At 64.8% G+C, this 16,406-nt stretch carries 15 protein-coding genes and 1 pseudogene; 3 read left to right on the top strand and 13 right to left on the bottom strand.

The genetic code is table 11. From position 1 onward, the window contains the following. Positions 1–10 precede the first annotated feature (10 nt). Together secD and yajC are read right to left on the bottom strand one after the other, a co-directional pair. Positions 11–1,612 (bottom strand): protein translocase subunit SecD, encoded by a 1,602-nt coding sequence (secD, locus tag ACVWYP_RS25510; RefSeq protein WP_028342067.1) that lies wholly within the window; start codon positions 1,610–1,612, stop codon positions 11–13. A gap of 40 nt (positions 1,613–1,652) precedes the next feature. Next, a complete protein-coding gene (gene yajC, locus ACVWYP_RS25505) occupies positions 1,653–2,009 on the bottom strand; it encodes a preprotein translocase subunit YajC (protein ID WP_026192737.1) in 357 nt (118 codons plus the stop codon). Between the two features lie 190 nt (positions 2,010–2,199). Between yajC and ACVWYP_RS25500 the strand changes: the two genes are divergently transcribed. Beyond that, complete coding sequence (locus ACVWYP_RS25500) at positions 2,200–3,183, top strand: ATP-binding protein (RefSeq protein ID WP_304495300.1); 984 nt, start codon at positions 2,200–2,202, stop codon at positions 3,181–3,183. A gap of 240 nt (positions 3,184–3,423) precedes the next feature. Here ACVWYP_RS25500 and ltrA read toward each other — a convergent pair whose 3' ends face one another. The 3 genes from ltrA to ACVWYP_RS25485 all read right to left on the bottom strand — a co-directional run bounded on the left by ltrA (position 3,424) and on the right by ACVWYP_RS25485 (position 7,460). Next, positions 3,424–4,800 (bottom strand): group II intron reverse transcriptase/maturase, encoded by a 1,377-nt coding sequence (ltrA, locus tag ACVWYP_RS25495; RefSeq protein WP_225164672.1) that lies wholly within the window; start codon positions 4,798–4,800, stop codon positions 3,424–3,426. A gap of 501 nt (positions 4,801–5,301) precedes the next feature. Continuing rightward, entirely contained in the window at positions 5,302–6,693 is a 1,392-nt protein-coding gene (locus ACVWYP_RS25490) for a LysM peptidoglycan-binding domain-containing M23 family metallopeptidase (protein WP_453946019.1), read from the bottom strand. Positions 6,694–6,803: 110 nt separating this feature from the next. Beyond that, a complete protein-coding gene (locus ACVWYP_RS25485) occupies positions 6,804–7,460 on the bottom strand; it encodes a protein-L-isoaspartate(D-aspartate) O-methyltransferase (protein WP_304495298.1) in 657 nt (218 codons plus the stop codon). A gap of 377 nt (positions 7,461–7,837) precedes the next feature. Between ACVWYP_RS25485 and ACVWYP_RS25480 the strand changes: the two genes are divergently transcribed. Continuing rightward, positions 7,838–8,215, top strand: a complete 378-nt coding sequence (locus ACVWYP_RS25480) for a response regulator (RefSeq protein WP_026192734.1) — start codon at positions 7,838–7,840, stop codon at positions 8,213–8,215. A gap of 108 nt (positions 8,216–8,323) precedes the next feature. Here ACVWYP_RS25480 and surE read toward each other — a convergent pair whose 3' ends face one another. Beyond that, entirely contained in the window at positions 8,324–9,091 is a 768-nt protein-coding gene (surE, locus tag ACVWYP_RS25475) for a 5'/3'-nucleotidase SurE (RefSeq protein ID WP_038388488.1), read from the bottom strand. A 578-nt stretch (positions 9,092–9,669) separates the two neighbouring features. Between surE and ACVWYP_RS25470 the strand changes: the two genes are divergently transcribed. After that, positions 9,670–10,134, top strand: coding sequence for a hypothetical protein (locus tag ACVWYP_RS25470; protein ID WP_304495297.1), 465 nt, complete (start codon positions 9,670–9,672; stop codon positions 10,132–10,134). Positions 10,135–10,242: 108 nt separating this feature from the next. Here the strand turns inward: ACVWYP_RS25470 and serS are convergent, their stop codons facing one another. The 7 genes and pseudogenes from serS to nagZ all read right to left on the bottom strand — a co-directional run bounded on the left by serS (position 10,243) and on the right by nagZ (position 16,367). Beyond that, on the bottom strand, positions 10,243–11,574 hold the full coding sequence (serS, locus tag ACVWYP_RS25465) for a serine--tRNA ligase (protein WP_304495296.1): 1,332 nt from the start codon (positions 11,572–11,574) through the stop codon (positions 10,243–10,245). A gap of 185 nt (positions 11,575–11,759) precedes the next feature. Then, on the bottom strand, positions 11,760–12,566 hold the full coding sequence (gene tatC, locus ACVWYP_RS25460; RefSeq protein ID WP_304495295.1) for a twin-arginine translocase subunit TatC: 807 nt from the start codon (positions 12,564–12,566) through the stop codon (positions 11,760–11,762). Further along, on the bottom strand, positions 12,563–13,063 hold the full coding sequence (gene tatB, locus ACVWYP_RS25455) for a Sec-independent protein translocase protein TatB (protein ID WP_304495294.1): 501 nt from the start codon (positions 13,061–13,063) through the stop codon (positions 12,563–12,565). Before tatB ends, tatC begins: the two co-directional genes overlap by 4 nt. Before the next feature lie 160 nt (positions 13,064–13,223). Further along, entirely contained in the window at positions 13,224–13,457 is a 234-nt protein-coding gene (locus ACVWYP_RS25450) for a twin-arginine translocase TatA/TatE family subunit (protein ID WP_016846882.1), read from the bottom strand. A 201-nt stretch (positions 13,458–13,658) separates the two neighbouring features. Beyond that, positions 13,659–14,504 (bottom strand): annotated as a pseudogene (gene scpB / locus ACVWYP_RS25445) (SMC-Scp complex subunit ScpB); the annotation flags it as partial. Between the two features lie 22 nt (positions 14,505–14,526). Then, positions 14,527–15,348: a segregation and condensation protein A gene (locus tag ACVWYP_RS25440; protein WP_212058259.1), complete on the bottom strand. Its 822-nt coding sequence runs from the start codon at positions 15,346–15,348 to the stop codon at positions 14,527–14,529. Beyond that, on the bottom strand, positions 15,345–16,367 hold the full coding sequence (gene nagZ / locus ACVWYP_RS25435; RefSeq protein ID WP_304495292.1) for a beta-N-acetylhexosaminidase: 1,023 nt from the start codon (positions 16,365–16,367) through the stop codon (positions 15,345–15,347). The genes ACVWYP_RS25440 and nagZ overlap by 4 nt, the downstream gene beginning before the upstream one ends. Between the last annotated feature and the right edge of the window lie 39 nt (positions 16,368–16,406).

Raw genomic sequence — 16,406 nt, 5'->3', positions numbered from 1 at the left:
AACAGGCCTCTCAGATCGGCACGGTTTGCGGCCGCTTCCACCGCACCCAGCCGGCGACGATCAGGCGCGTCAGGGTAAAGGCGGTGAACACCGTGGTGATGATGCCGATGCCGAGCGTCACGGCAAAGCCGCGGACCGGTCCGGTGCCGATGTAGAACAGCACGGCGGCGGCGATGAAGGTAGTGATGTTGGAGTCGAGGATGGTCGCCAGCGCCCGCTTGAAGCCGGCGTCGATCGCCGAGATCGCGTTGCGGCCGCCGCGCAATTCCTCGCGGATGCGCTCGTAGATCAGCACGTTGGAATCGACCGCGATGCCGACGGTCAGCACGATGCCGGCGATGCCGGGCAAGGTTAGCGTGGCGTTGAGCAGCGACAGCAGTCCGAAGATCATGGCGACGTTGATCGCCACCGCGATGTTGGCGAACACGCCGAACAGCCGATAGGTGATCAGCATGAACACGATGACCAGGATCGAGCCGACATAGGCCGCGAGCTCGCCCTTCTCGATCGAGTCCTGTCCGAGGCCGGGACCGACGGTGCGCTCCTCGATCACCGTCAACGGGGCCGGCAGCGCGCCGGCACGCATCAGGATCGCCAGATCGTTGGCCGATTGCACGGTGAAGCTGCCGGAGATCTGGCCCTGTCCGCCGGTGATCGGCTCACGGATGACGGGTGCCGAGATCACCTTGTTGTCGAGCACGATCGCAAACGGCTGGCCGACGTTTTCGGCGGTCGCCTGCGCGAATTTGCGCGCGCCCGACGTATTGAACTTGAAGCTGACAATCGCCTCGCCGGTGCGCTGGTCAAATCCGGGCTGGGCATCGGAGAGCTCGCCTCCGGAAACCAGGACCTGCTTCTTGACGACATACGGAACCGGCGGCGGTGACGCGCTCATCAAGAGCTCGGAGTCCGGCGGCAGGCGGCCCTGCTGGGCCTGGTCGGGCGACACCGAGCTGTCGACCATGCGGAATTCCATCTTGGCGGTCTTGCCGAGCAGTTCCTTCAGGCGTGTCGGATCCTGCAGGCCCGGCACCTGGACCAGGATGCGGTCGGTGCCCTGACGCTGGATCACCGGCTCGACCGTGCCGAGCTCGTTGACGCGCCGTTCGACGATCTGGATCGATTGCTCGATGGTCTGCCGGATGCGCTCGGTGATCGCGGCCTGCGGGACCGTCAGGCGGATCAGGCCGCCGCCGGCATCGGCAACCTCGAGGCTGCGCTGGCCGCTGGAGCCGAGCAGGCCGCCGAGCGGCTGCGACAGCTCGCGGAGCTTCGACAATGCCGTCGACTGGTCGCCTTCCTTGGAGATGCGGACTTCCACCGCGTCGTTGCGTGTGTTGAGGCCGGTGTAGCCGATCTTGGCTTCACGAAGCACCTTCCGAACATCGTCTCGAATCTGGTCGAGCTTCTCCTTCTTCACGTAGTTGGAGTCGACCTCGAGCAGCAGATAAGAGCCGCCCTGCAAATCGAGGCCGAGGACCAGGCGCCGCTGCGCCCAGGCCGGCCAGGTCTTCACCTGCGCCTCGGGGAAGAAATTGGGCACGGCGCACAGGCAGACCACCAGCGCTGTCAGGATAATCCCCAGCGCTCGCCACCGCGTGAAATACAACATCGAATTGACCTGTCAGATTCGGCAAGAGGCTCCGCGGCAATCAGCTCGCGGACGCCTCGTCCTTGGCGTCGCCCTTCGCCGGCTCACCCTTGGTCCGCACGCCCGAGATCATCTGCCGCATCTGGCGCACGCGCACGCCGTCCGAGATCTCGAACTCGATCTGGTCGTCGTCGACCACCTTGGTCACCTTGCCGACGAGGCCGCCCGAAGTCACCACGGTGTCGCCGCGGCGGATGTTCTTCACGAGGTCCGCATGGTCGCGCACCTTCTTCTGCTGCGGGCGCAGAATCAGGAAGTACATGATGACGAAGATCAGCGCGAATGGCAGCAGTGACATCAACATGCTGTTGGTGTCACCAGTCGCTCCAGCCTGGGCAAACGCAGGAGTAATCAGCATTCGGACGATCCTCGGATAAGACGGGAAAGAACCGGCAGCGCCCTCGGATTCGGGGCGGTATGGCGGTCCGGACAAATTCGCGCGGACTATAGCGGCCGCGGTCCCAATTGCAACGTTAACGGACCTTCATTTAGGGCGCTTGCGGGACCGCCGCCAGCCCGATAAGGCTGCGCCGTCAGGAACTGGACAAATGCCGAAAAAAGCCAAGAAAACGACCAGTAAAACAACCCGCAAAACCACCCCCAAGGCTGCCGCCAAGCATGCTGAAAACGCCGCGACAAAACGCCCGGTAACGGCGCTCGACGGCGCAGCGGCCGAGCGGATCGCGAACGCCCTGGAGGTCATCGCCAGCCGCCTCGCTGACGCCTCCCCGGCCCTCGATCCGGCCGAGACCTTCGGCGCCGCGGACGCCTTTGTCTGGCATCCGGACGGGCGCCTGGCTCCGGTGCCACGCGTCAGCCGCGTCGAGATCGGCCTGCTCAAGGGCGTCGACCGGATGCGCGATATCCTGATGGAGAACACCGAGCGCTTCGCCGACGGCCTGCCCGCCAACAATGCGCTGCTCTGGGGCGCCCGCGGCATGGGCAAGTCGTCGCTGGTCAAGGCCACCCATGCCAGCATCAATCTCGACCGCAAGCCGGCCGACCGGCTGAAGCTGATCGAGATCCACCGCGAGGACATCGAGAGCCTGCCCGGCCTGATGGAGCTGCTGCGCAGCTCCATCTTCCGCTTCATCGTGTTCTGCGACGACCTCTCCTTCGACGGCAACGATGCTTCGTACAAGTCGCTGAAGGCCGTGCTGGAAGGCGGCATCGAGGGGCGCCCCGACAACGTCATCCTCTATGCGACCTCGAACCGGCGGCATCTCCTGGCGCGCGAGATGATCGAGAACGAACGCTCGACCGCGATCAATCCCGGCGAAGCGGTCGAGGAGAAGGTGTCGCTGTCGGACCGCTTCGGCCTCTGGCTCGGCTTCCATCGCTGCAGCCAGGACGAATACCTCGCGATGGTGAAGGGCTATTGCGACCATTACGGCATCAAGATCGCCGAGGACGAACTCGAGCGCGAGGCGCTCGAATGGTCGACCACCCGCGGCTCGCGCTCGGGCCGCGTCGCCTGGCAGTACACGCAGGAGCTCGCGGGCCGACTCGGCGTGCGGCTGAGCGGCCAGTAACAGGCAATGAAAGGCATAGCCCTCCCGTCATTGCCTGTGTAGCCCGTATGGAGCGCAGCGCAATCCGGGATCGTGTACTCCGCGGGTGAGCTCCCGAATTTCGCTTCGCTCCATCCGGGCTACGCGGCTGAGCGGCAAGTAATCGTCACAGCAATCATCAATCGGGATAGGGGGGAGCCTCGCGGCTCCGCCCCTCCCACACCACCGGACATACGGGTCCGTATCCGGCGGTTCAGTGGATTATGCGGTCTGCAGCGCCGCGACGGAAGCCAAGCCGAGTGAACTGAAGAACGCGATTGGCATGGCGATGGTGAGTGCGGGACTGTTCGCGAGCCGCCAGGGGCCATGTGGGCTTCCGGCGGTTTGCGCCGCCCGATCCCGGCCGACGCCGCGGCGTCGCAGCTCGGCAAAACGAGTGATTCCGCGCTTCCACTGCTTCCAGGCGATGGCGCGCAACCGCCGCCTGAGCCATTGATCAAGGTCGCGCAATATCGACGGGGTTTGGCAGAAGCCGAAGTAGCCGCGCCATCCGATCAGATAGACGGACAACTCCTTGACAATCTGCGCAAGGCTTCGGCCGCGCGTGCGCCGTGTCAGCTCCCGAACTTTCGCCTTGAAGCGGGCGAGCGCCTGCGGCGCAATGCGCCGCCGCGGTGCTGTCCCGCCGGTGAAGCTGAAGCCCAGGAACTTGCGAACGCTCGGTTTGGCGACCGCACTCTTGGCCTTGTTGACCTTGAGCTTGAGGCGCTTTTCGAGGAACTTCTCGATGCCGGCCAGCACCCGTTCGCCCGCTCGCTGACTGCGCACATAGATGTTGCAGTCATCGGCATAACGCACAAAGCGGTGGCCGCGCTTCTCCAGTTCCTTGTCCAGCACATCCAGCATCAGATTCGACAACAGCGGCGAGAGCGGACCGCCTTGCGGCGTGCCCTCTTCCGTCGGGCTGACCACCCCTCCCTCCATCACCCCCGCATTCAGGAATCCGCGGATGAGCTTCAGAAGGCGCTTGTCAGTCACCCGTTTGGCGACCAGCCCCATCAGGACGTCGTGGTTGACCCGGTCGAAGAACTTTTCCAAGTCGATGTCCACGACGACGGCGTGCCCGGACGCGATATACGCCTGCGCCCGTTCCACCGCCTGATGCGCCGAGCGGGTCGGCCGGAAGCCGAAGCTCGTCTCGGAGAACGTCCCATCCCAATCCGCCTGCAGCACCTGCATCACCGCCTGCTGGATGACGCGGTCGAGCACCGTCGGGATGCCGAGCGGCCGCAGGCCGCCCGACGCCTTCGGTATCTCGACCCGCCGCACCGGCTGCGGCTTGTAGGTGCCGTCAAGCAGTTGAGCTCGGATCGCGAGCCAGTGCTCTTTCAGGTGGGCCGGCAGTTCGTTGACGGTCATCCCATCGACGCCTGCCGCGCCCTTGTTGCGCTTCACTTGCGCCAACGCTTTCTTCAGATTCTCACGCTCGACCACTGCTTCCATCGACAGCCCTGCGACCGCCGGGCGTTCAAGACTGGCCGTCGCCGCGCTTGCTTCGGTCTCTCGGACGGCGGCGCTTTGGGCTTCACCCTTCGCTCCGGTGTCCGAGTTCAGCTCAACCTGATTCTTCTGCCGCATGGCTCGCGCGAGATCGACCGCTCTACTAACCACTTCCACCGTTCGGGCCTTCGGCGGCGCGCTGCCGCCTACTATGCCCTCGGCTGACTTCTGCGCTGCGGTCAGGCCGCCTTGCGACGACCTCAGTCCCGTTGCCGGGACACAGCGCAGACCTCCCGAGGTAAGACCGACCGCCTTCGCCGCACGCCCGCCGGATTTACCACCCCGACCCTTGATGACCTTGGACTTCGCGACCGTTTGCTCGCTCGTCCGGCCGGGTAGGCCTCGTTATCCGGTTCTTGTCCATCGGGCCGCGGCTTTGCTCCACGCTTTCTTCAGACCCCACCTCGCGATGATGCCCTTGCGCTTCGCTAACCCTTCGCCGCCATCAGGCTGGGTAGAGGACTTCCACCTCCAAGCTGTCGTTCATACTCGGCACACAAACAAAACGGGGGAGGCTTGCGCCTCCCCCGCTGTCTTTGTTGTGAGACTTGGAAGTCCCTTGAAGTCCCGACGCGTAGCTTACGCGCCGTTGAGGAACTGGAGCGGGTCGACCGGCGACGATCCCTTGCGGATCTCGAAATGGAGCTGCGGCGAGCCCGCCTCGCCGGACTGGCCCGACTTGGCAATCACCTGACCGCGCTTGATGGTATCGCCGCGCTTCACCAGGATTTCGCTCGCATGGGCGTAGGCGGTGACGTAGCCGTTGGAATGGCGAACCAGCACGAGATTGCCGTAGCCCTTCAGCTCATTGCCCGAATAGGCGACGACGCCGTCTTCGGCCGCTTTCACCGGCGTGCCCTCGGGCACCGCGACGTTGATGCCGTCATTGACCTTGCCGTTGGTCTTCGAGCCGTAGGCGGTGATGACCTTGCCGCGCACCGGCCAGCGGAAGGTCGGCAACGCGCCGGTGGCCTCGCTCGACTTGGTGACGACGGGCGCTTCAGCGGCAGCCGCCGGCTGTTCGACTGTCGCGGTCGGCTGGACCAGCCGCGCGCTCTGCTGCGGCAGCGCGGTTGCAACGACCTTCGGGGCTGCGACCGCCGGTGCCGGAGCCACTGCAGCAATCGGCGCAGCAGCAACAGGCTGAGTGACGGGCGCAGGTGCCGCCATCGCCGTCTTGGCGCCGGGCACCACAAGCTTCATGCCGAGGCTGAGCCGGGCCGACTGGTCGAGATTGTTGGCGCGGGCGAGCTCGGCCACGGGAATGTGGTGCTGGCGCGCGATGCTGTGCAGCGTGTCGCCGCGATTGACATAGTGGACGCCGGCAGGCGCCGCTGCCACGGCGACGGGGCGCGCCGCCGGTGCGGCCATCGCCGGCGCCGCGGCCGATGCGGTCGGGCGCGGAATGACCAGCTGCTGGCCGGGCGACAGCGCGCGCGGTCCCTTGTAGCCGTTGGCGCGCAGGATCTCCGCGGTCGAGACGTTGTAGCGGCGCGCCAGCACTTCCAGTGTGTCGCTGGTGCCGACAATGATCGTGGTGCCGTTATGCCCGGCATTGGCTGCTGCGACCGAATGCGGAACGGTGCCGGTGGATTCGATCTGCGGACGCGCGGACGGCGGTGTGTAGGACGAAACTCCGCGCCCTCCTCCGGAGACGCCGGCATTGGCATTGGCGACCGGATAGGACTGCGGCGCTGCTGCGACCGGCGGCGGCAACGGCTGTGACTGATATTGCGAATATTGCGGTTGCGTTCGCGGCCGCGCGTATTGCGGCAACTCGCGCGGCGGCGGCGCCTGCTGCACGGTGCCGGTCGGCTGCGGATCAAACGCAAACGGATTTTGCGAGTAGGAGTTTTGCGAGAAGCGCGACGACATATCGGCGCTGCAACCGGCAAAAGCCATGGACATCAGCGTCAGCACCGCAACCTGCGGCACGCGACGCGAGCGAAGCAACTCGACAACCCCAGACATGGTTACTCACTCGTACGCAACAAAAGACTGTTTTGAGTAAACACGTACCGAGTAAATAACCGCTTAACCCTGCGAATAAGGCGTTGGTGCCAAGCAGCAAATCGCCAAATTTACAATTCGCGCGCGATTCCCGGCAGCGCCGGCACAAAGCGGACGTCGACCAATTCCTTGCGGTCGAAGCCGTTCTCGGTCCGCACTACGCGGACGAGGGTCTGGGTACCCTGATGCGGCCCGACCGGGGCGATCAGGATGCCGCCGGGTTGGAGCCGCTCCAGCAGCTTCTCCGGGATCTGCTCCATCGCCGCGGTGACGATGATGCGGTCGAAATCGCCTGCCCCGGCCGGAACGTCGAAGCCGTCCCCGAGCAGCACCTCGATATTGTAATAACCCAGCTTTTCGAGGCGCTTGCGGGCGCCGTCGGCCAGCGTCCGGTAGCGCTCGATGGTCAGAACCTGCTTGCACAACCGGGACAGCACGGCCGCCTGGTAGCCCGAGCCGGTGCCGATCTCGAGCACGCGATGGTCCTTCTGCAGCTGCAGCTGCTCGGTCATGTAGGCCACAACGAAAGGCTGGCTGATGGTCTGCCCGCAGGCGATCGCAAGCGCGCTGTCGCGATAGGCCTCGCTGCGATCGCGCGGATCGACGAAGACCTCGCGCGGCACCTCCTCCATCGTACGCAGCACCGTCTGATCGCTCACCCCGCGCCGCCGCAGGGTCAGCTGAAACATCATCTTCTCGGTCGGATCGGGGTTCACGGCCATGTTCATCAGCGTCTCTGGGCAGCAGCGCGGAATCTCCGCCCTCTTGATGCCATTGAAATCCGAAATACCGCGTTAAGGAAAAATTTCCCGTCGCGTTTTGTTCCCGGCCAGGAACCATCCGCCCGGTTTCGCGTTGGCGCCGGCCCGGTTGCATCACATATAATCGCGACGATGCGTGGGTTAACGTCTGGGTGGTGCAGACCGGGGCTTTGGTAGAGCCAACATACCTCGTCGGCTGTTGAGCAAATCTTGCGCAACAAGGTCAGCCAAGGCGATGCGGCAAACCCTGCTGCGCGCTGGAAAAGGACCAATTCCCAAACGTTTGCATTGCGCGCTGTAATGTTATTTGCGAGCCTGATTCAGGGAAGGGCAAGGATTCCATCATGACAGCGATACGGCCGGCGGGCTGTTCAGTTTTCCTCGTAGAGGACGAGGTCATGATCCGGATGATGGTCGCCGATATGCTGGAGGAACTCGGCCATAGCGTCGCGGCCGAGGCCGGCGAGATCGGCGAAGCGGTCAAGCTTGCGCAATCGACCGAATTCGACCTCGCGATCCTCGACGTCAACGTCAATGGCAAGGTGATCACCCCGGTCGCCGAGCTGATCAACGCCCGCAACCGCCCCTTCATCTTCGCGACCGGCTATGGCTCCTCCGGCCTGCCTCCGGAGTATCGCGACCGTCCGGCGCTACAAAAGCCCTTCCAGCTGGAAACGCTGGCCCAGGTGATCTCCAGCGCGATGAAGGGTGCGCCGGTTTAACGGCAAGTTGGGTGCGTAGCCCGGATGGAGCGAAGCGTAATCCGGTGACTTCACAACACGGGTCCCGGATTTCGCTTCGCTCCATCCGGGCTACAGATTCCCCGAGAATTACTTCAGCGTATCAAGCAACGTTTCCGAAAATGCTTCATCGGTGCGGTCGAGCCGCAGCGGCGTCACCGAGACGTAGCGCGCCGCAAGCGCGGCGAGATCGGTGCCTTCGGCCGGCGCGTCCATCATCGCCGCGCGCTCGAAGCCGATCCAGAAATACGGGTTGCCGCGTCCGTCGTGACGGCGATCGATCTTCAGGAAACCCTGATTGCGCTTGCCCTGCCGCGTGATCCGGATGCCCTTGACGTCATCGGGCATGCAGGACGGGAAGTTGACGTTGATGACCGTGTTCCTGGGGACGCCGGCGCCGATCACCTTGCGGATGATGTCGGGTCCGAATTTCAGCGCAGTGTCCCACAGCGGCGCATTGCGCGTCTCGATCGAGAATTCCTGCGACAGCGCGAATGACGGAAAGCCCAGAATGGTGCCTTCCAGCGCACCGGCGATGGTGCCGGAATAGACCACGTCCTCGGCGACATTGCGGCCCTTGTTGACGCCGCTCAGCACGAGATCGGGCAGCTTGTCTCCGAGAATGTGGCGCGCGCCCATGATGACGCAATCGGTCGGCGTGCCGCGCACCGCGAAATGACGCGGGCTGACCTCGCGCAGACGCAGCGGATCGTTGAGCGACAGCGAATGCGAGACGCCGGACTGATCGAGCTCGGGGGCAACGATCCAGACATCGTCGGACAACGCGCGTGCGATCTGCTCGACGACCTGCAGGCCTGGAGCGTGGATGCCGTCATCATTGGTGCAGAGAATTCGCATCCGTCAAAGTGCCTTTTGTTCCGATTCGACGCGGGTTTCTTACGCTGCGGTTTCTTGAGTTGATTGCCGTCTTAACCGGCTAGGGCCGCGGAGGCAAACCTGGCGATGACCCGTGCCATCGCGCCGACGTCACGCGCCATGGACGGACAAATCGCGCGCTGCCGGCAATCTTGCGCTCGAACACCGGCCAGGCCGGTCTGGCCGGCCGTCGAACAACCGCGATAACGGGCGCTGGCGGCGGCGCCCCTGGCATTTTGACCCGCGGGGCCTGACGCAGTTCGGCCCCGAGACCCCGGGACGTGACAGCTTCTGACCTTGGAGGCTCGGGCTTGGCAGGTTCAGGCTTTGGCGCTTCAAGCTTGGAAGCTTCAGACTTGGAAGCATCAGCCTTGGGAGCTTCAGACTTGGAAGCTTCAACCTTGGGCGGCTCACCCCTCCGCGCTTCCGGCCTGGCGGGCTCAAGAGCAATTGGTGCGGTTTGGCGAGGCTCGGGCTTGGGAGGCTTCGGAAGCTCCGATGTGGGGAGCTCGGACTTGATGGGATCGGCCGTGATGGGATCGGCCTTGGCGGGTGCGGTCGTGAGCGACTCAGCCTTCGGAGCTTCAAACGCGCGAGGCTCAGCCCTGGACAGTTCGGGGGCGACCGAAGCCGCTTGGGGGAGCTCAGACCTCGCCGGCTCGACCTTCCGAGGCTCAACCCTGAACGGCTCGGGCCGGGGCGGCACCGGAGCGAGCGCCTCGGCCGGTTTTGCGACCGGCGCCGTCGCAGCCGATTTCGATTTCAGCCTGGCCAGCAGCTCCTCGATCGAGGGCACCGATGTCGCGTCAAGCGGCGCGCGCGGCGGGGCCGGCGGCGTCGCCCGGACCGGCGGTGGCGGCGACGCAATCGGTGCCGGTGGTGGCGGCAAATCGGCCGGCGCCAACTGGGCGAACTTGCCGCGTGCGATCTCCAGCGCCTTGTCGAAGTCGGGCCTGTCGATCCAGGCCTTCGATTGCACCTCGGTCACGCGCGCCTCCCACAGGCGCGCGGCCTCGATGTCGTAATAGCCCATCTGCTTCTGATTGATCAGCTGCAGACCGTGGCCCGTGACGGCCCATTGTCGACCAAGCCAGTGGATGTCACGGTGGAGCGGCATCACACTGGCCCTCGCCTCACATGCCGTGCTCGATGACCTTGAGCCCGCCCATATAGGGCTGCAGCACATCGGGCACCGCGATCGAACCATCCTGGTGCTGATAAGTCTCCATGACGGCGATCAAGGCGCGCCCGACCGCCGTGCCGGAGCCATTCAGCGTATGCACGAAGCGCGGCTTGCCGTCGGGGCCGCGATAGCGCGCGTCCATGCGACGGGCCTGGAAATCGCCGCACACCGAGCAGCTCGAAATCTCGCGATAGGCGCCGCCGTCGCCCTGCCCCGGCATCCACACCTCGATGTCGTAGGTCTTCTGCGCGGAGAAGCCCATGTCGCCAGCGCACAGCGTCATCACGCGATAATGCAGGTCGAGCTTCTGCAGGACCTGCTCGGCGCAGGACAGCATGCGCTCCAGCTCATCCTTGCTGGCTTCCGGCGTCGTGATCGACACCAGCTCGACCTTTGTGAACTGGTGCTGGCGGATCATGCCGCGCGTGTCGCGTCCCGCCGCGCCTGCCTCGGCGCGGAAGCACGGCGTCAGCGCGGTCAGCCGCATCGGCAGCTCCTTCTCGTCGAGGATGGATTCGCGCGCGAGGTTGGTCAGCGACACTTCCGCGGTCGGGATCAGGCCGAGGCGCTCGCTGCGCAGATCGGCATTCGGTGCCGCGAGCAATTCGCCCTTGATCGCCCAGAACTGGTCGTCCTCGAATTTCGGCAACTGGCCGGTGCCAAACATCACGGCGTCGCGCACCAGCAGCGGCGGATTGATTTCGGTGTAGCCGTGCTCGCCGGTGTGCAAATCGAGCATGAACTGCCCGATCGCGCGCTCGAGCCGCGCCAGCCCTTTCTTCAGCACGACGAAGCGTGCGCCGGACAATTTCGCCGCCGCCTCGAAATCCATGTAGCCGAGCGCGGTGCCGAGATCATCATGCAGCTTCGGCGCAAAGCCGTAGTCGCGCTTCTTCCCGTACACATGGTGCTGGACATTGCCGTGCTCGTCGGTGCCGTCGGGCACCTCGTCGAGCGGCAGGTTCGGAATCGACGACAGCTCTTTGGTCAGCTCGTCATCGGACGATTTCGCCGCCGCCTCGAGCTCCGGCATCGTGGTCTTCAGCTCGGCGACCTCGGCCATCAGCTTGGCCGCACGCGCCTCGTCCTTGGCCTTCTTGGCCTCGCCGATCTCCTTCGAGGCCGCATTGCGCCGCGCCTGGGCCTGCTCGGACGCCAGGATCGCCGCACGCCGCTTCTCGTCGATCGCCAGCAGCGACGGCGACAACGGCCCAAGCCCGCGGCGCTTCAGGCCGGCGTCGAAGGCGGTCGGATTGTCGCGGATCGCTTTGATGTCGTGCATGGGTCAGTCCTGGCAGGCTACGCGTCGCTAAACTACGGTGATGTAGCTCCACTACCACGACCGTCATCACCCGCGAAAGCGGGTGATCCAGTATTCCAGAGAGGTCGGTGTGTCACCGGGAAGCCGCGGCGTACTGGATACCCCGCTTTCGCGGGGTATGACGCCGAGTGTGAGGTGAAATCACCCTATTCGGCGGGATTGGTCGCCGACGGCGCCCCGGACGAGGCGTTCGCGGTCGCAGCCTTCTTCTCGACGATCCGGACCGCGATGATGGCGCCCTCGTAGAGCGCGAGCAGCGGGATCGCGAGCGAGGCCTGGCTCAGCACGTCGGGCGGCGTCAGCACCGCGGCGATGATGAAGGCGATCACGATGAAGTAGCGCCGCTTCTCCTTCAGCATCTTCGAGGTGACGATGCCGATGCGGCCGAGCAGCGTCAGGATCACCGGCAGCTGGAACGCGATGCCGAAGGCGAAGATCAGCGACATCATCAGCGAAAGATATTCGCCGACCTTGGGCAGCAGCTGAATCTGCGCGGTCTCCGCGCCGCCGGCCTGCTGCATGCCGAGCGAGAACCGCACCAGCATCGGCAGCACGACGAAATAGACCAGCGCCGCGCCCATCACGAAGAACACCGGGGTGGCGATCAGATACGGCAGGAAGGCGTTGCGCTCATGCCGGTAGAGACCGGGCGCGACGAATTTGTAGATCTGGGTGGCCACGATCGGAAACGAGATGAAGCCGGCGCCGAACAATGCGAGCTTCAGCTGGGTGATGAAATATTCCAGCAGCGCGGTGTAGATGAACTTCGAATTCTCCGGCCCCGCGATCCAGACGAACGGCCAGACCAGCACGTTGTAGATCTGCTTGGCGAAGAAGAAGCAGATGATGAAGGCCACGCCGAAGCCGAGCAGCGCCTTGATCAGCCGCGAGCGCAGCTCGATCAGGTGATCCATCAAGGGGGCCTTGCTGGCCTCGATGTCTTCGGCGCTCATGACGCCCTCGCGTCCTTGCGCACATCGAGCTGTACCGGCGTCGCGTCCTGCGGCGTCGGCTCGCCCTTCACCTCATTGGTGATCGCGAGCGGCTCGCTGGCGGCAACATGCGTCTCGGCCTCGACGAAGGTTTCCGGCGTCGGCTCGGCGGGAGTCGTGGGAGTAACCGGTGCGTCGATTGCGGACGCGACCTGCGCGTCGACCGGCTTCTCGATCTGCAGGGCGTCGCTGACGTCCTTCTGCAGCGAGGTCATGATGTTGCCGCTGGTGATGCCGGTTGCGGCCTCCCTGACCTCGTCAAAGCTCTTCTTGAGGTCGGCCATCTCGGCCTCGCGCATGGCTTCCTGGAACTGGCCCTGGAATTCGGAGGCCATCTTGCGGGCCTTGCCCATCCATTGCCCGACCATGCGCAGCACGCCCGGCAGTTCTTTCGGGCCGATGGCGATCAGCGCGACGACCGCGATGACGACCAGTTCACTCCACCCGATATCGAACATGAATTCTTCCGCCTAAGCGCGCCGCCATCGGCCCCATCGCTCCTAACAGGATCTGGGGCTGCCGGCGCCTTTTCTCAATCGGCGTCCATAGCGCGTCTGTGCGACGGCGTCACCGTTTCGCGCAAGAAAAAACGTCGAAATATGCGTCAGTACAAGCGCGTTAGACGGCCTTGCTGCCGACGTCCTGGCGCGCGGCCGACGTCGCCGCATTGTGATCGATCGACTTGGTGGGCTCGGTCTTCTCGGCGACCTTGTCGTCGTCCTGCATGCCCTTCTTGAAGGCCTTGATGCCCTGAGCGACGTCACCCATCAGATCCGAAATCTTGCCGCGTCCGAACAGCAGCAGGACCACTGCGATCACGACGATCCAGTGCCAAATGCTCAACGAACCCATCCTGCAACCCTCCAGAAATGGCCGGCGGACCGGCCTGAACTTTGCCGGAAGGTAGGCCCGCGGGGTGTCAAAAACAAGGACCTCGGCCGCGGCAAATCGCTGTCGCGGCTACGTAATATTGCTAGGCTTAACCGGGAATATTCAGGCTTATTCGCCCTTGTCCTCGGTGTCGGCGTCATCACCCGCGCGGTCGGCCCGGTCTTCCGGCTCGCCAGCGTCAGGTTCGGCCGTATCCGCGTCAGAGGCAACGTCCGCCTCGACCTCGGCCTCGGCGGTGGTTTCAACCTCCGCAGTCGCTTCGGCCTCAGTCTTTTCGGCCTCAGTCTTGGGTTCCTCGGCTTCCGGCTCGACGGCCGGCGCCAGCAGCAGTTCCAGCGTATCACCCGGCTCGAGCGGCTCCTCGTCCTCCCGCAGCGTCGCGTCATCCGAAGGCGACGGAACGGAAAATCCGGTCGGCAGACGCGAGTCGAGCAGACCCGTGCCCTTCAGCTCCTCGAGCCCCGGCAGGTCGCCGAGCGCTTCCAGGCTGAACTGCGACAGGAACGCGTCGGTGGTTCCGAAGGTCAGCGGACGGCCCGGCGTCTTGCGGCGGCCGCGCGGGCGGATCCAGCCGGTCTCGAGCAGCACGTCGATCGTGCCCTTCGACGTGACCACGCCGCGAATCTCTTCGATTTCGGCGCGAGTCACCGGCTGGTGATAGGCGACGATCGCCAGCACCTCGATCGCGGCACGCGACAGCTTCCGTGTCTCGGTGCTCTCGCGCGTCATCAGCCACGACAGATCGCCCGCGGTGCGGAATGTCCACTTGTTGGCGACACGCACTAGGTTGACGCCGCGCGGCGCGTATTCCGCCTGCAGCTGCGCGAGCGCCGCCTTGACGTCGACGCCGTCGGGCATCCGCTTTGCCAGCGTTGCCTGATCGATCGGCTCGGCCGATGCAAACAACAGGGCTTCCAGGAGCCGCAATTCCTCAGGACGCGCCACCGGATCCATAGGAGAAACCTCCTCCTCGGGCTCTTCTCTGCGCACTTCCGCCAAGCTTGCCATGGGCTTGCTCTCCTTCTTCCACTTACTCAACCGACAGGTCCGGTGCCGCCATTGCGGCTTGCGCTTGACGCTTTCGGAAATAGATCGGCGCGAACGCCTGCTTCTGGTTGATCTCCATCTCGCCTTCGCGAACCAGTTCGAGGGCGGCCGCGAAGCTCGAGGCGAACACCGTCGCCTTCTGCTTGGGATCTGCGACGTACTTCATCAGGTACTCGTCGAGGCAGCTCCATTCCTCGGCGAGGCCAACCAGCCGCTCCAGCGACGCGCGCGCTTCGGCGAGCGACCACACCGTCCGCTTGGCCAGATGGACCGAGGTCAGCACGCGCGACGCGCGCTGCGTGGCATAGGCCGACAGCAGGTCGTACAAGGTCGCGGTGAACTTCGGATGCTTGATCTCGGCGATCGATTCCGGATTGCCGCGCGGAAAGATATCGCGCTGGAACTGCGGCCGGTTCATCAGCCGGTTCGCCGCCTCGCGGATCGCCTCCAGGCGGCGCAGCCGGTTGGCGAGCGCGGTCGCCATTTCCTCGGCGCTCGGTCCCTCCGCGCTCGGCGGCTCGGGCAGCAGCAGCCGCGACTTCAGGAACGCCAGCCACGCCGCCATCACCAGATAGTCGGCCGCAAGCTCGAGGCGAATCTTGCGCGCCGCCTCGATGAACGAAAGGTACTGATCGGCGAGCGCCAGGATCGAGATCTTCGACAGGTCGACCTTCTGCTGCCGCGCCAGCGTCAGCAGCAGGTCGAGCGGGCCCTCATAGCCCTCGACGTCGACCACCAGCGCCGGTTCGCCCTCGGCGAGGTCGGCCGGCCGCCCGGTATCAAACGAAAGAATTTCAGCGGTCATGCCGTCCCTACCCGATCCAACAACGCATCCAGTTCAGCCCGTGCCGCCTGCCGGTCGAGCGGCTGAGGCGGCTTGCGCGCGGCGAGCGTCGCGTTGGCGCGCTCAAGCGCCTTGCCGGTCAGTTCCGGCGTTTCGCGTGCGACCTCGCGCATCTCGTCAATATTGCCGTTGCAGTGCAGAACCATGTCGCAACCGGCGGTGACGATGGCGCGGGTCCGCTCGGCAATCGATCCGGCCAGAGCATTCATCGACACGTCATCACTCATCAACAAACCCTGGAACCCGATCAGGCCGCGAATCACCTGTTCGACGATTGTCGCAGAAGTCGTCGCCGGATGGGCGGGGTCGAGCGCGCTAAACACAACATGTGCAGTCATTGCCATCGGCAGGTCCGCGAGCGGCTGGAACGCAGCAAAATCGGTCCGTTCCAGCTCGTCCCTGGCGGTATCGACCGTCGGAAGCCGGAAATGGCTGTCCGCCGTGGCCCGGCCATGGCCGGGAATATGCTTGAGAACCGGCAGGACCCCGCCCTGTTCCAGCCCGTCCGTGACGGCGCGGGCGATCGCCGCGACCTTGCCCGGCTCGGTTCCATAGGCCCGGTTGCCGATCACCGCATCCGCCCCGGCCACGGGAACGTCGGCCAAGGGCAGGCAATCGACGGTGATTCCAAGATCGATCAGATCGGCCGCAATCAGCCGTGAGCTGAGCCGGGCTGCCGCAAGCCCAAGCTTCGGATCGATGTCGTAGAGCGCCCCAGAGCTCGCGCCCGGCGGATAGGCCGGCCAATGCGGCGGGCCGAGCCGCTGCACCCGCCCGCCTTCCTGGTCGATCAGGACCGGGGCATCAACGACGCCGACTGCGGACCGGAGTTCCCCAACAAGAGCCGCCACTTGGGTAGGACTCTCGATGTTGCGCTTGAACAGGATGAAGCCCCATGGCCGCTCGGCGCGAATGAATTCGCGTTCGGCGTCGTTGAGGATCAGCCCAGATATGCCCGTGATGAATGCGCGGTTCGTCATTCGGCCGATTAGGCCGTATGCAGCTCACGGGTCAAGGAA

The organism is Bradyrhizobium sp. USDA 3262 (genome assembly GCF_054060035.1).
The sequence above is the reverse complement of the archived record's forward strand: the minus strand, read 5'-3'. Positions and strand labels throughout refer to the sequence as shown.

Coding starts and splice junctions, on each gene's coding strand:
- yajC (WP_026192737.1), bottom strand. CDS start 2,009: ATGCTGATTACTCCTGCGTTTGCCCAGGCTGGAGCGACTGGTGACACC.
- secD (WP_028342067.1), bottom strand. CDS start 1,612: ATGTTGTATTTCACGCGGTGGCGAGCGCTGGGGATTATCCTGACAGCG.
- serS (WP_304495296.1), bottom strand. CDS start 11,574: ATGCACGACATCAAAGCGATCCGCGACAATCCGACCGCCTTCGACGCC.
- ACVWYP_RS25450 (WP_016846882.1), bottom strand. CDS start 13,457: ATGGGTTCGTTGAGCATTTGGCACTGGATCGTCGTGATCGCAGTGGTC.
- surE (WP_038388488.1), bottom strand. CDS start 9,091: ATGCGAATTCTCTGCACCAATGATGACGGCATCCACGCTCCAGGCCTG.
- ACVWYP_RS25490 (WP_453946019.1), bottom strand. CDS start 6,693: ATGTCTGGGGTTGTCGAGTTGCTTCGCTCGCGTCGCGTGCCGCAGGTT.
- ltrA (WP_225164672.1), bottom strand. CDS start 4,800: ATGCGGCAGAAGAATCAGGTTGAGCTGAACTCGGACACCGGAGCGAAG.
- nagZ (WP_304495292.1), bottom strand. CDS start 16,367: ATGACGAACCGCGCATTCATCACGGGCATATCTGGGCTGATCCTCAAC.
- ACVWYP_RS25500 (WP_304495300.1), top strand. CDS start 2,200: ATGCCGAAAAAAGCCAAGAAAACGACCAGTAAAACAACCCGCAAAACC.
- ACVWYP_RS25440 (WP_212058259.1), bottom strand. CDS start 15,348: ATGACCGCTGAAATTCTTTCGTTTGATACCGGGCGGCCGGCCGACCTC.
- ACVWYP_RS25480 (WP_026192734.1), top strand. CDS start 7,838: ATGACAGCGATACGGCCGGCGGGCTGTTCAGTTTTCCTCGTAGAGGAC.
- tatC (WP_304495295.1), bottom strand. CDS start 12,566: ATGAGCGCCGAAGACATCGAGGCCAGCAAGGCCCCCTTGATGGATCAC.
- tatB (WP_304495294.1), bottom strand. CDS start 13,063: ATGTTCGATATCGGGTGGAGTGAACTGGTCGTCATCGCGGTCGTCGCG.
- ACVWYP_RS25485 (WP_304495298.1), bottom strand. CDS start 7,460: ATGAACATGGCCGTGAACCCCGATCCGACCGAGAAGATGATGTTTCAG.